Origin of the sequence: Gordonia terrae (assembly GCF_051789125.1) — a bacterium.
GTDB lineage: Bacteria > Actinomycetota > Actinomycetes > Mycobacteriales > Mycobacteriaceae > Gordonia > Gordonia terrae_A.
The window spans coordinates 2,632,656-2,645,102 of record NZ_CP196526.1 but is presented as its reverse complement, the minus strand read 5'-3'; the positions used below and the strand labels follow the sequence as shown (position 1 = coordinate 2,645,102).

Sequence of the window (12,447 nt, the reverse complement as noted above, 5' to 3'; positions counted from 1 at the left end):
TGGGGGTAAACCGTGGTCGACTCAACCCAGCACGAACGCCAGCAGGAACCCGCCGGCGGTGGCCAGGCCCACCCACCAGCCGCCCTCGCGGTAGGCCTCCGGCATGAGCGACGTTGCGAGTACGCCGAGCGTCGCACCTCCGGCGAACGCCTGGACGATGCTGATCGCGGTCGGCGAGATCGTGTCCGACACCGCGTAGCCACCGACGGTGACGGCAACCAGGACGACTGCGGTGAACAGCCACAGGATCAGCGCCGAGCGGCCGGAGGCGTCGTGTTCGCGACGCATCAACGACGCACCGCTGACCGCCTCGGGGAAGTTGCCGACCGCGATCGCGACCACCAGGACGAGCGACCCGCCGGCCGTCAGCGAGACGCCCAGTGCGGTGTTCTCCGGCACGCCGTCGAGAAAGACACCGAGCATCAGCGCCGGGCCGACGGCGGCCGAGCCGAGCTTGGTCTCCACGACCCGGTCGGCCACGACGTAGACCGCGGTGCCGCAGAACAGCGCAATCGAGGCGAGCAGTGTGCCCGCTTGGACGTATGCAGGTTCGAAGAGTTCGTTGGTGACCGCGGCGATCATCGTGCCTGCGCCGAAGGCCATGAGCGTTGCCAGGACCGGGCTCGGCAGGTTCCAGCGGATGCCGATCGCAGCGCCGATCGCGATGGGGACAGCGGTCGCCAGACCGTAGAGGACAGCGGTGAGCATGCTTCAAGAGTGGCATCGTTGGGGAGTTGAATGGCGAGTCGGGGCGATGTGCGATCTGCAATCGAACAGGTCACAGAATTGCGGATACCTCGGTGGACCGGCGTCGCATGCGAGCGTTACGATGAATACGTCCGACGAACCGGTCAGACCCCCGACCCGACCGGTTCGTCGGATTTTCACTTCTGCGGGCGCGGTCATGCCCGGGCGCCGCGCACACGACGCGTGTTACGCGAACCGGCCGTTCATTTATTCCGTGGGTAACCAATCGGTAATCGACGACGAGTGAACTGTGTGTCGTAGCAGTCATCGCTACTCGATCCCACCGGATTCGCCGGTCGAATCACTCAGGGCAACGGCGCCCACCCCCCTCTCTCTCACGACGAGCCGCCCCCGCGGCCGCGTCTCGCCATCCCAGGAGTTCTTGTGCCCTCTTTCGACGAAGCCATCACCGAGAACATCGCGGCGTCTCTCGCGGAGATCCCTCACCCCTCACTTCCCAAGGGCTCCAACATCTATGGTGGAACCAAGATCTTCCCCGACTACCAGGCCGAGGACGGGGAGAGCTACTTCACCCTGGTCCACGGCATCGCCCACGAGTCGTCGGTGTCGTTCGTGGCAGTCCTGCAGGCCACCCGCGCACTCCGCAAGGGTTTCGAGTCGGCGATGTACTTCTACGGTCCCGGAGCCATCAATTGCCTTGCCACGCGTGGCTTCCCGACGACCGGTGATTCCGGATTCCCCGGCGAACAGAACATCAACAACTCGCTCGAGACCTTCATCGCCGAGGGCGGCACCGTGTTCTGCTGCCGCTTCGGTCTCGCCCTGCATGGCGGACGCGAAGAGGACCTGATCGAGGGCGTCATCCCGGCTCATCCGCTCGACGTCCAGGACGCCCTCATCCACTACGCCCGCAAGGGCGCGATCATCAACTCCACCTACATGGTCTGAGGACTCACCATGACCACCATCGGAACCGTCGCGGCCAACTTCACCCGCGACCTCGAGCAGAACTACGCGACCATCGAACACTATGTCGCCGAGGCACGGACGCGGGGCGTCGACTTCCTCGTGTTCCCCGAGGCCGCTATCGGCGGGTACCTGTCGTCGCTGGGCAATCACGGCGACACCCGTAAGAACAGCTCCCGGTCACTGCCACCGGCGATCTCGCTCGACGGGCCCGAGATAGCTCGGGTCCAGTCCATCGTCGGAGACCTGGTGGTGGCCATAGGGTTCTGCGAACTCGGTGAGGACGGCGTGACCCGCTACAACGCAGCCGCCGTCCTCGACGGGAACCGGATTTACGGCAGCTACCGAAAAGTCCACCAACCGCTGGGCGAGAACATGTCGTACTCGTCGGGAAACGGTTACGGTGTTTTCGACACCCCGGTAGGGCGCATCGGACTCCAGATCTGTTACGACAAAGCGTTTCCCGAGGCTGCCCGCATCATGGCACTCAAGGGAGCCGAGATCATCGCCAGTCTCTCCGCGTGGCCCGCGGCGAGAACCGCGACCGCGGAGAACCTCCAGGACGACCGCTGGACCTATCGGTTCAATCTCTTCGACACCGCCCGGGCACTGGAGAACCAGGTGTTCTGGGTGGCGGCCAACCAGAGCGGCACGTTCGGCTCGCTCCGCTACGTCGGGAACGCCAAGATCGTGGATCCGGGCGGAAATGTGCTCGACACAACGCTTCTCGACAGCGGAATGGCAGTCGCCGAGGTGGACATCGCGGAGAGTTTCACCGCCATGCGGGCCGGCATGTTCCATCTGCGGGACCGGCGTCCCGAGGTCTACGGCATGCTCGCCGAGGCCGAGACCGCCGGCGACATCGCCTGGCGGGACCTCGCCCATGCCTGAGATGACAGTGCAGGTCCGATGGCCCGACGGTGTTCTCCGCCAGTACTACTCCCCCAGCCTCGTGCTGCACGACCATCTGGCTCCGGGTTCGTACCGCGTCGACGACTTCCGCAATCGTGCGACCGCGGCCCTCGACGAGGCGAGTTCCAGAGTCCGCGCCAAGTACGGCTTCGCGTGCACCTCCGCCGCGGCCTCGTCGGAAGCGATCGCCGTCGACGCCGGTCGCCACGCGGATTCGGCCGAGGTGGAGGTCATCTCGATGTATCCGCCGTTGCCCGCAACCACCACCGCCGCGCAGGAGCACTCATGAACGCACACGTTCCCGTCGTCGTGATCGGCGGCGGCCAGGCCGGACTCTCGGTCAGCTGGTATCTCGGCGAGGCGGGCGTTGAACATCTCGTCGTCGAGGCCGAGACCGCCGTGCACGCATGGGCCGACAAGCGCTGGGACGAGTTCACCCTGGTGACCCCGAACTGGCACTGCCGATTGCCCGGTTACACCTACGCCGGGCCCGACCCGGACGGGTTCATGACGCGCGACGAGGTGGTGGCGTGGCTGCGTGGGTGGCTCGAGACCTTCGAGCCGCCGCTCGTCGAACACACGCGGGTCACCCGCGTGCAGCGACCCTCCGGTGAGCGTTTCGACCTGACGCTCGACGGCCCCGAGGGAGTGCTCTCGCTCAGCTGCGATCAGGTGGTCATCGCCACCGGCGGATATCCGGTGCCGGTGATACCTCCCTTCGCACCCTCGCTCGATTCCACTGTGCACCAAATTCATTCCGAGCAGTACTTCAACCCGCAACAACTCCCCGACGGGGCGGTCCTGGTCGTGGGGTCCGGACAGTCCGGAACCCAGATCGCCGAAGATCTCCACCTCTCCGGCCGCCAGGTCCACCTCGCGATCGGGAACGCCCCGCGGGTGGCCCGCACCTACCGGGGCCGCGATTGCATGACGTGGCTGTCGGACATGGGGCTGTACGACACCCCCACCCAGCAATACCCGGGGGGACGCGCCGCCCAGGAAAAGACCAACCACTACGTCACCGGCCGCGACGGTGGGCGCGACATCGACCTGCGCCGATTCGCCCTCGAAGGCATGCAGCTCTACGGCGTGCTGACCGAGGGCAAAGACTCGACACTGCGTTTCGCGCCGACGCTGACCGCCGCACTCGACCGCGCCGACGCGGTGTACAACTCGATCTGCGGTGACATCGACCGGCACATCGACGCCCATGGCATCGACGCACCCGCACCGTCGCGGTACGAGCCGGTGTGGACGCCCGACAGCGACCCCACCGAACTCGATCTCGAGGCCGCGGGAATCACCTCCATCATCTGGGCCATCGGTTACCGGCCGGACTATCGGTGGATCGAGGCCAGCGCGTTCGACGGCGGCGGGCGACCTATGCAGACCCGCGGGATCACCGAGGTCCCCGGACTCAGCTTCATCGGCCTGCCGTGGATGCACACGTGGGGCTCGGGTCGATTCCTCGGAATCGACCGGGACGCCAAGTACGTCGCCGACCACATCATCGACGGAATCCGCAGCGTACGTCCGCATCTGGTTGCTGCGCGGTAGTTGTCAGGGTGGTTTGGCGGGGTGGTTGGCGGCCCTTCGTGGCTCGTCGCTAACGCTCCTCGCACCTCAGGGAGCAGAGGGAGCGCACCTCAGGGAGCAGTAGATGGACGCACCTCTGGGCGCAGTGGTGGCGCTCCTCGAACTCAGGGAACACACTTAAGGAGTACCCATGACGGTATCGACCCGAGTCGACCTGGCGTTGCTCGGAATCCGGGGCGATCCCCCGCTGCAACGCAGCGGCGGCGCGGGGCCCAGCGACGACGGCCATCTCATGATCGACGGCCTACACGCCGCGATTCCCCGAAACCCACAGAGTCCGTTCGTGTTCGACGGCGACCGTGTGCTCTACGACGGTGTCGACGTCGGCATCGAGGTCAGTGCGATCGGTCGTCCGCGGTTCTACGACCTGCAGACTGCGGACGGGGTGAGCTACGAGAAGATCGCACGTTTGCACGGCCGCAACGTGCTCGCAACGACAGTGCTGCAGACCTGCATCCGCTACGCCGAGGACCAGCGGTGCCGTTTCTGCTCTATCGAGGAGTCGTTGCGGTCGGGATCGACTGTCGCGGTGAAGAAGCCCGAGCAACTCGCGGAGGTCGCCCGTGCGGCGGTCGATCTCGACGGTGTGACACAGATGGTGATGACCACCGGCACCAGCGCGGGAAAGGACCGCGGCGCGCGTCACCTCGCCCGGTGCGTCCGCGCGATCAAGTCCGCCGTGCCCGAACTGCCGATCCAGGTCCAGTGCGAGCCGCCGGCGGACCTCGCGGTGCTGACCGAGCTGCGTGACGCCGGTGCCGATGCGATCGGTATCCACGTCGAATCGCTCGACGACGAGGTGCGTCGCCGGTGGATGCCGGGCAAGTCGTCGGTTCCGTTGTCGGAGTATCGCGCGGCGTGGGCCGAAGCGGTCCGGGTGTTCGGACGCAACCAGGTGTCCACCTATCTGCTCGTGGGGTTGGGCGAGGACACCGACGAGATGATCGCCGGTGCCAAGGAACTCGCCGACATGGGTGTGTATCCGTTCATCGTGCCGTTCCGGCGCCATGCCGGGACCCTGGCCGTGGACGTCGACGATGCCCCGGCACCGGACCCGGCGATCGTCGAGAAGATCAGCCGCGAGGTCGCCGGTCACCTGACCTTCATCGGGATGTCCGGGTCGGATCAGCGCGCCGGGTGTGCGGCGTGTGGTGCGTGCAGTCTCCTACCGACAGTGGGAGGTTGAGGTGTCACCAATCCCTCGCACCGCCTCGCCCGAGTCATTCGGCGAGCTGTCGATTCTGTCGGGGCGGCGCCGCGTCGCGCCTCACCCCGACTTCCTGATCACCGTCGCAGACACCACCACCCAGCGCGACGCCTACCGAGCGCTGCGGTACCGCGAGTTCGTCGAGCGGCAAGGGCTTTTCGAACGTTCCGATCTCGACGACCTCGACGCCGATCCCCGCACCGCGGTGCTGGTGGCGACCCTTCCCGACGGACGCGTTGCCGGCGGCGTCCGTGTCGCGCCTGCTCGGTGGTCGGGAGCCGTCCACGACGACATCGGATGGTGGACGGGCAGCCGGCTCGTCGTCGCCGACCCGGGACACGCCCCGGGCGTCGGACCGGCATTGATCCGGGCGGCGTGCGCGCACGTCGAACAGCTGGGCGCGCTGCGGTTCGATGCCACCGTGCAGGACCGCTTTGCACCGATGTTCATGCGGCTCGGCTGGGAAGACCACGGTGCGGGTCCGCTGATCGAAGGCAGATTGCATCGGCAGATGCGCTACCCAGTCGACAGAATTCAACGCACGGTCGACGGGACGAAAGCTGTACTCGCCGAGGCGCTTGCCCCATTCGGACGCCAGCCGGGAGGGTTGGGCGCGGCGGGTTTTCGCGGCGACGACGGCGTCCCCGTGCCGGGCACCGACGTGATCGCCGCCTGCGATGCGATCATCCCGTCGATGATCGAACGCGACCCCGAATGGGCCGGATGGTGTTCGGTGCTGGTCAATCTCAACGACCTCAGCGCCATGGGTGCACGGCCCTTGGGTCTGCTCGACGCCGTGGGCGCCCCGACCACCTCGCACCTCACCCGCATCATCAGGGGGATCGCGTCGGCCGCCGCGGCCTGGCGCACACCGGTTCTCGGCGGGCACACCCAGGTCGGCGTGCCGTCGGCCCTGTCGGTGACGGCCCTGGGGACCACGAACCGCCCGCTTCGCGCAGGCGGGGGCGCAGTCGGAGACACCGTCACCCTGCACGCCGACCTCGGCGGATCCTGGCGGCCCGGCTACCACGACCGTCAGTGGGACTCGACGAGTTCGCGGAGCAGCGACGAACTGTGCGCCATGGGCGCACACCTGACCGATCTGGCGCCCGCGTCGGCGAAAGACGTCAGCATGGCCGGGATCGCGGGCACCCTCGGGATGCTCGCCGAGGCGTCGGGAACCGGCGCCGAACTCGACGTGACCGCGGTCCCCCGGCCCCGCGCGGCATCGATGGGCGCATGGCTGACCTGCTTCCCGGGTTACGCGATGCTCAGCACGGACCGCCCGAGCACGCGGCCGGTCGGCACCGCCGCCGGTCCGGTGACCGTCGCCGACTGCGGCCGTCTCACCGCCGAACCCGGCGTGCGGTTGCGATGGCCGGACGGTGCGGTGACCGTCGCGGTGGCGTCCACCGTCACGGGGCTGGGTGCGGCATGAGGCAGGCGGAGCCGAACGCGCAACCCGCCGCGGCACCGGAGACGACCGGTACAGTTCGACCATGAGGACGGTCACCCTCGGTGCCCTGGCTGCGCACTTCGGTCGCGACGTGGAGCGCGGTGTCGCCAAGGCCGTCGGCATCGTCGAAGCCGCGGCCCGCGACGGCGTCGACCTCCTCGTCTTCCCCGACGCCTCACTCGGCGGATACCTCGGCGACCTGCGACACCCTGATCCCGCCGAACTGCCGCCCGCACTCCGCAGCGACGGACCAGAACTCGCCGCCATCGCCGCCGCCGCAGGTGAGATGACGGTGTGCATCGGTTACACCGAAGCCGTCGGCGACCAGCGCTACAACACCGCTGTCTGCGTATCCGGTGACGGCATCCTCGGCAGTCACCGCAAAGTGCACCAACCCGCCGGCGAGTCCCTCGCCTACGCCGCCGGTGACGGATTCAGCTCCTTCGACACCCCGGTCGGCAGGTTGGGCATGCTCATCGACTACGACAAGACGTTCCCCGAGTCGGCACGGACACTCGCGCTCGACGGTGCGCGCGTCATCGCCGCCCTGTCCGCGTGGCCTGCAAGCGTCACCGACCGCGCCGCACGACTGCCCGCCGACCGTCAGTCCCGGCTGTTCGACCTCTACGACTGCGCGCGGGCCGCCGAGAACCAGGTGTTCGTGGTGTCGTCGAATCAGACGGGTGTGATGGGATCCCTACGGTTCCTGGGGCAGGCCAAGGTCGTCGGGCCGGGTGGCGACATCCTCGCGACGACCCGATCGAAAGGCGGGATGGCCACGGCGACCGTCGACGTCGACGCCGACATCGACCGGGCGCGCCGGGTGCTGAGCCACCTCGCCGAACTGCGGCCCGATGCCTACCGGTCGTCGATGTCGGCGGAGCTACCATGACCGGGGTGGACTCCCCCGCGCTGCGTGTCGCCCTGCTCACGTATTCGACGAAACCCCGTGGCGGGGTGGTACATACGTTGAACCTGGCCGAGGCCATGGCCCGTCTCGGGGTCGACGTCACGGTGTGGTCACTCGCGCGTGGCGGCGACGACGGCTTCTTCCGGACGGTGGATCCGGCGGTGCACCTGCGGCTCGTGCCGTTTCCCGACCGGGAGAACGAGACGATCACCGACCGGATCGTGCGGTCCATCGACACCCTCTCTCACGCCTTCGAGCCCGATGCTTTCGACATCGTCCACGCGCAGGACTGCATCAGCGCCAACGCCGTCGGCGAGTGCATCCGCACGATCCATCACCTCGACCAGTTCACGACGCCCGTCCTGGTCGAGTGCCACGAGAAGGCGGTCGTCGCACCGTACGCCCGGATCTGCGTGTCCCGCGCGGTGGCCGAGGAGGTACGGCAGGGTTGGGGCCTGGATCCGACCGTGATCCCCAACGGTGTTGCCCACCAACGGTTCGCCGACGCCGCCTCGGCATCGCCGGCCGCCGCCGTCGCGCGTCGACGGTGGTCGGAGCAGCTCGGTGACTACGTGCTGGCGGTGGGCGGGATCGAGCCCCGCAAGGGAAGCATCGACCTTCTCGAGGCGTATGCGCTTCTGCGGGAGAGCCATCCGGATCTGAGGCTGGTCTTCGCCGGCGGCGAGACCTTGTTCGACTACCGCGACTATCGAGCCGAGTTCGAGCGGCGCCGCGCGGAACTCGACGTCGAACCCGTCGTACTCGGCAACATCCCCGACGACGACCTGCCGTCGCTGGTAGCCGCGTGTCGCACCTTCGCGTTCCCGTCGGTCAAGGAGGGTTTCGGGCTCGCGGCGATGGAAGCGCTGGCGACCGGCCGGCCGGTGGTCGCGCGTGACCTTCCGATCCTGCGCGAGGTGTTCGGAGAGACCGTGCGTTACGCCTCGACCGTGCCCGAACTCGCGGCGGCACTGGAGAGGTCTCTGGAGTCCGATGATCACCGCCGGCAGGCCGGGCAGACGTTGTCCGCCTCACTCACCTGGGATGACGCCGCACGACGGCATCTCGACTTCTACGCGCGTCACCCGCGGCCGGCGCGCGGATGAGTGGCGACACCCGATCGTCGGAGCGCGTCGGGATGGTCGTGGTGGCGCTCACCGCCATCCTGTGGGGCACCTCGGGGACCGCGGCGGCACTCGCACCGGCGCTCAGTGCCGTCACCATCGGCGCCGTTGCGATGTGTGGCGGTGGGCTCCTGCAGGCTGCGGCCAACGTGCGAGTGCTCCGCGGCTCGTGGCCCCGGCTCATCGCTCAGTGGCGGGTCGCCCTCGTCGGCGGTGTCTGCGTGATGGTCTACCCGTTGTGTTTCTTCGGTTCGATGCGCGTCGGCGGCGTCGCGCTCGGCACCGTGGTGTCGCTGGCGTCGGCGCCCCTGGTGTCGGCCGTCATCGAGCGGATCGCCGACGGCCGGCGACTCACCCGGCGATGGAGCACCGCCTGTCTCCTCGGCATCGCCGGTAGCGCAGCCCTCGCACTGTCGCGCAGCGAGTCGTCGCACTCCGATTCGGTGTCGGACGGTCATTCCGCGGCGCTCGGTGTCGGTCTCGGTCTGCTCGCCGGGCTCACCTACGCCGGGTTCTCGTGGGCGATGCGCCGACTGATGAACCGGTCGGTCCCGCGCGGCGCCGCGGCCGGCAGCGTCATGGGACTCGGCGGGCTGCTGCTGGTGCCGGTGGTGGCGGTCGGTGTGCCGGCGATCGTCGACCACCCGGACACGCTCGTCGTTCTGGGGTATCTCGTCCTGGTGCCGCAATTCCTCGGCTACGTGCTGTTCAGTCAGGGGCTCGGTCGTATCGACAGCTCCACCGCCACCACCATCACGTTGATCGAACCGGCAGTGGCGACAGCATTGGCCGTCGTGGTGCTCGCCGAGCCGATCACCGTCGTCGGATGGCTGGGCATCGCCGTGCTGGCCACGGCATTGGTCGTACTCCTGGCTCCTCGTCGTAGGACATTGGTTAGCGTCGAATCGATATCCATCGACAGGGAGGTCGACGTATGAAGCAGTTCCGAGAGGCCGTCGAGGCGCGCGACGAGCAGGCGATGAGATCGCTGCTCGCCGACGACGTCGTGTTCACCAGTCCGGTCGCGTTCAAGCCGTACCCGGGCAAGGCGATCACCGCGGCCATCCTGCGGGGCGTGCTGCGCGTCTTCGAGGACTTCCACTACATCCGGGAGATCAACGACGCCGACGGACACGACTCGGCACTCGTCTTCGAAGCCGTGGTGGGCGGCAAGAAGATCACCGGCTGCGACTTCATCCACGTCAACGCCGACGGACAGATCGACGACCTGATGGTGATGGTCCGGCCGCTGTCGGGCGCCCAGGCCGTCGCCGAGGCGATGGGCGCCCAGTTCGACCAGATCGCTGCCGAAGCCGCGGCCGAATCCGAGGGGGTCAGCCAGTGAAACTGGGCTTGCAACTGGGCTATTGGGGCGCTCAACCTCCGACGCATCACGCCGAACTCGTCACCGCGGCAGAATCGGCCGGCTTCGACAGCATCTTCACCGCCGAGGCGTGGGGATCCGATGCCTACACACCGCTCGCCTGGCTGGGTTCATCCACCGAGCGCGTGCGGCTGGGGACCTCGGTGCTGCAACTGTCGGCTCGCACGCCGACCGCCTGCGCGATGGCCGCACTCACCCTCGACCATCTCTCCGGCGGGCGCCACATCGTCGGACTGGGCGTCTCAGGACCGCAGGTCGTCGAGGGATGGTACGGACAGAAGTTCGCCAAACCCCTTGCGCGCACCCGTGAATACATCGACATCATGCGTCAGGTCTGGGCACGGGAGGCACCCGTCAGCAGTGCCGGCCCGCACTATCCGCTGCCCTTCGACGGTGAGGGCGCCTCGGGACTGGGTAAGACGCTCAAGCCGATCACGCATCCGCTGCGCAGCGACATCCCCGTGATGCTCGGCGCCGAAGGTCCGAAGAACGTTGCACTGGCGGCCGAGATCGCCGACGGTTGGCTGCCGCTGTTCTACACCCCGCGTATGGCGGACACCTACAACGAGTGGCTCGACGAGGGTTTCGCGCGTCCCGGTGCGCGACGCAGCCGGGAGGACTTCGAGATCTGTGCCACCGCACAGATCGTCGTCACCGACGACAAGGCGGGGACCTACGCGGCCATCAAGCCCTTCCTGGCGCTGTACATGGGCGGAATGGGTAGCGAGGACACCAATTTCCACGCCGAGGTCTACCGCCGGATGGGCTATGCCGACGTCGTCGACGAGGTCACCGCGTTGTTCCGCAGCAATAGGAAAGACGAGGCGGCGCAGATCATTCCGGATGCTGTCGTCGAGGATTCGGCGATCGTGGGCGACCTCGACCACGTCCGCGAGCAGATCAAGGTGTGGGAGTCGTGTGGGGTCACCACGATGCTCGTGTCGCCCGGAAGCGTCGCCGAGGTCGAGCAACTCGCCGGACTGATCCGCTGATGCTCTCCCCCGCCCGCGTCACCGTGATCGACTCGGTGGTCGAGTTCGACGCGCCGATCGATGTCGTCTTCGACTATCTCGCCGACCCGTCGAACCGTCCTCAGTGGCAGTCGAGCCTGCGCCGCGTCGACGACCTCCACCAGATCGGTGACCGGGCGGGTGGACTCGGCACGAGCTGGACTGATGTCACCGTCGTGCCGGGTGTGGCGCCGCGGATGGAGGTAACGGCGTGTGAACCGGGGCGGACCTGGCGCGAGATCGGACGGTGGCGATCGGTCGATGCAGTGTTGACGCTGACGTTCGAGGAGCGTGATCTCGGCACCGGCGTGCACGCCGAAGCGGTGCTGACGGTGCCGGCCGTCGTCGGGTTGGTGCTGAGTGCCGGCCGGTGGCCGGCGGCGCGAGCCGTGCGGGCAGATCTGGAACGCGCCGCCCGCGTTCTGGCCGGTCATAGCTCTCGGTGACTGTGCGCGGCTCGGGTAGCGTTCCCGGGGTGAACATCAAGAACGCGATCCTCGTCCTCGGTGCGGCCGTCGTCCTGACGGTGGCCGGCTGCAGCTCCGACTCCGACTCCGGTTCGGGCACAACGGAACCGACCGCGACAGCGGCGACAGGAGGAGCCGACGCCGGCGCCTCCGACTCGGGCGCGGCGAACTGCCCCACCGCCCCCGCCAAGGCCGATGCCACACCGCAGTGGAGCGAGAAGGGCGCCACCGGAGGACTGCAGATGGTCGCGTCGACGGCGACCGAAGCGCCGAAGATCACCATCGAGACACCGTTGAGCGTGACCGAGACCCAGGTGAAGACCCTCGTCGAGGGTGATGGTGCCGTCGTGCCGGAGACCGCGTCGGTGTCGGTCTGCTACGTCGGTGTCAACGGCCGCACCGGTGAGACCTTCGACAGCGCGTACGAGAGCGGGACGCCGGTCGACTTCCCGCTCGACGGTGTGATCCCCGGCTTCAGCAAGGCCATCGCCGGGCAGAAGGTCGGGTCGAAGGTGGGCGTCGCGATGACCTCCGCCGACGGTTATGCCTCGGGGAACCCCCAGGCGGGCATCGAGGTCGGTGACACCCTCGTCTTCGAGATCAGCATTCTCAACGCGTCGTAGGGGCTGCCTTCGGCGTATGGGCGGACTACCCACTCGACGCCAAAAGGTGCACGGTCGACGGGAACTGGTGCACAGTCGACGGGA

The 12,447-nt window shown here is 67.8% G+C and carries 14 protein-coding genes; 13 read left to right on the top strand and 1 reads right to left on the bottom strand.

Annotated elements, in window-relative coordinates:
- Positions 1 to 21 precede the first annotated feature (21 nt).
- The gene (locus ACSUZC_RS12030; RefSeq protein WP_439028782.1) at positions 22 to 708 is read right to left on the bottom strand and encodes a ZIP family metal transporter; all 687 of its coding nucleotides are present in this window, start codon (positions 706 to 708) and stop codon (positions 22 to 24) included.
- A 423-nt stretch (positions 709 to 1,131) separates the two neighbouring features.
- Between ACSUZC_RS12030 and ACSUZC_RS12025 the strand changes: the two genes are divergently transcribed.
- From ACSUZC_RS12025 to ACSUZC_RS11965, 13 genes are all read left to right on the top strand, one after another.
- Positions 1,132 to 1,656 carry an MSMEG_0572/Sll0783 family nitrogen starvation response protein gene (locus ACSUZC_RS12025; protein ID WP_439028781.1) on the top strand — a complete coding sequence of 175 codons (525 nt, stop codon included), beginning with the start codon at positions 1,132 to 1,134 and terminating at the stop codon, positions 1,654 to 1,656.
- 9 nt (positions 1,657 to 1,665) lie between these two features.
- A complete protein-coding gene (locus tag ACSUZC_RS12020) occupies positions 1,666 to 2,565 on the top strand; it encodes a carbon-nitrogen hydrolase family protein (protein ID WP_439028780.1) in 900 nt (299 codons plus the stop codon).
- A complete protein-coding gene (locus tag ACSUZC_RS12015; RefSeq protein ID WP_439028779.1) occupies positions 2,558 to 2,875 on the top strand; it encodes an MSMEG_0570 family nitrogen starvation response protein in 318 nt (105 codons plus the stop codon). The genes ACSUZC_RS12020 and ACSUZC_RS12015 overlap by 8 nt, the downstream gene beginning before the upstream one ends.
- Positions 2,872 to 4,143 carry an MSMEG_0569 family flavin-dependent oxidoreductase gene (locus tag ACSUZC_RS12010; RefSeq protein ID WP_439028778.1) on the top strand — a complete coding sequence of 424 codons (1,272 nt, stop codon included), beginning with the start codon at positions 2,872 to 2,874 and terminating at the stop codon, positions 4,141 to 4,143. The genes ACSUZC_RS12015 and ACSUZC_RS12010 overlap by 4 nt, the downstream gene beginning before the upstream one ends.
- A 169-nt stretch (positions 4,144 to 4,312) precedes the next feature.
- The gene (locus ACSUZC_RS12005) at positions 4,313 to 5,368 is read left to right on the top strand and encodes an MSMEG_0568 family radical SAM protein (RefSeq protein ID WP_439028777.1); all 1,056 of its coding nucleotides are present in this window, start codon (positions 4,313 to 4,315) and stop codon (positions 5,366 to 5,368) included.
- Position 5,369: 1 nt separating this feature from the next.
- The gene (locus tag ACSUZC_RS12000) at positions 5,370 to 6,827 is read left to right on the top strand and encodes an MSMEG_0567/sll0787 family protein (RefSeq protein WP_439028776.1); all 1,458 of its coding nucleotides are present in this window, start codon (positions 5,370 to 5,372) and stop codon (positions 6,825 to 6,827) included.
- Positions 6,828 to 6,888: 61 nt separating this feature from the next.
- Positions 6,889 to 7,737, top strand: coding sequence for a carbon-nitrogen hydrolase family protein (locus ACSUZC_RS11995; RefSeq protein WP_439028775.1), 849 nt, complete (start codon positions 6,889 to 6,891; stop codon positions 7,735 to 7,737).
- Positions 7,734 to 8,861 carry an MSMEG_0565 family glycosyltransferase gene (locus ACSUZC_RS11990; RefSeq protein ID WP_439028774.1) on the top strand — a complete coding sequence of 376 codons (1,128 nt, stop codon included), beginning with the start codon at positions 7,734 to 7,736 and terminating at the stop codon, positions 8,859 to 8,861. The genes ACSUZC_RS11995 and ACSUZC_RS11990 overlap by 4 nt, the downstream gene beginning before the upstream one ends.
- Complete coding sequence (locus ACSUZC_RS11985; RefSeq protein ID WP_439028773.1) at positions 8,858 to 9,817, top strand: DMT family transporter; 960 nt, start codon at positions 8,858 to 8,860, stop codon at positions 9,815 to 9,817. Before ACSUZC_RS11990 ends, ACSUZC_RS11985 begins: the two co-directional genes overlap by 4 nt.
- Entirely contained in the window at positions 9,814 to 10,224 is a 411-nt protein-coding gene (locus tag ACSUZC_RS11980; protein WP_439028772.1) for a nuclear transport factor 2 family protein, read from the top strand. Before ACSUZC_RS11985 ends, ACSUZC_RS11980 begins: the two co-directional genes overlap by 4 nt.
- A complete protein-coding gene (locus ACSUZC_RS11975) occupies positions 10,221 to 11,255 on the top strand; it encodes an LLM class F420-dependent oxidoreductase (RefSeq protein WP_439028771.1) in 1,035 nt (344 codons plus the stop codon). The genes ACSUZC_RS11980 and ACSUZC_RS11975 overlap by 4 nt, the downstream gene beginning before the upstream one ends.
- Complete coding sequence (locus ACSUZC_RS11970) at positions 11,255 to 11,719, top strand: SRPBCC family protein (protein ID WP_439028770.1); 465 nt, start codon at positions 11,255 to 11,257, stop codon at positions 11,717 to 11,719. The genes ACSUZC_RS11975 and ACSUZC_RS11970 overlap by 1 nt, the downstream gene beginning before the upstream one ends.
- A 29-nt stretch (positions 11,720 to 11,748) precedes the next feature.
- Positions 11,749 to 12,363: an FKBP-type peptidyl-prolyl cis-trans isomerase gene (locus ACSUZC_RS11965; RefSeq protein ID WP_439028769.1), complete on the top strand. Its 615-nt coding sequence runs from the start codon at positions 11,749 to 11,751 to the stop codon at positions 12,361 to 12,363.
- Positions 12,364 to 12,447 lie beyond the last annotated feature (84 nt).

Bases quoted from the DNA above. Each gene is read 5' to 3' on its own strand.
- ACSUZC_RS11985 (WP_439028773.1), top strand. From the start codon at position 8,858: ATGAGTGGCGACACCCGATCGTCGGAGCGCGTCGGGATGGTCGTGGTG.
- ACSUZC_RS11970 (WP_439028770.1), top strand. From the start codon at position 11,255: ATGCTCTCCCCCGCCCGCGTCACCGTGATCGACTCGGTGGTCGAGTTC.
- ACSUZC_RS11980 (WP_439028772.1), top strand. From the start codon at position 9,814: ATGAAGCAGTTCCGAGAGGCCGTCGAGGCGCGCGACGAGCAGGCGATG.
- ACSUZC_RS12030 (WP_439028782.1), bottom strand. From the start codon at position 708: ATGCTCACCGCTGTCCTCTACGGTCTGGCGACCGCTGTCCCCATCGCG.
- ACSUZC_RS12020 (WP_439028780.1), top strand. From the start codon at position 1,666: ATGACCACCATCGGAACCGTCGCGGCCAACTTCACCCGCGACCTCGAG.
- ACSUZC_RS11990 (WP_439028774.1), top strand. From the start codon at position 7,734: ATGACCGGGGTGGACTCCCCCGCGCTGCGTGTCGCCCTGCTCACGTAT.
- ACSUZC_RS11995 (WP_439028775.1), top strand. From the start codon at position 6,889: ATGAGGACGGTCACCCTCGGTGCCCTGGCTGCGCACTTCGGTCGCGAC.
- ACSUZC_RS12005 (WP_439028777.1), top strand. From the start codon at position 4,313: ATGACGGTATCGACCCGAGTCGACCTGGCGTTGCTCGGAATCCGGGGC.
- ACSUZC_RS12010 (WP_439028778.1), top strand. From the start codon at position 2,872: ATGAACGCACACGTTCCCGTCGTCGTGATCGGCGGCGGCCAGGCCGGA.
- ACSUZC_RS12015 (WP_439028779.1), top strand. From the start codon at position 2,558: ATGCCTGAGATGACAGTGCAGGTCCGATGGCCCGACGGTGTTCTCCGC.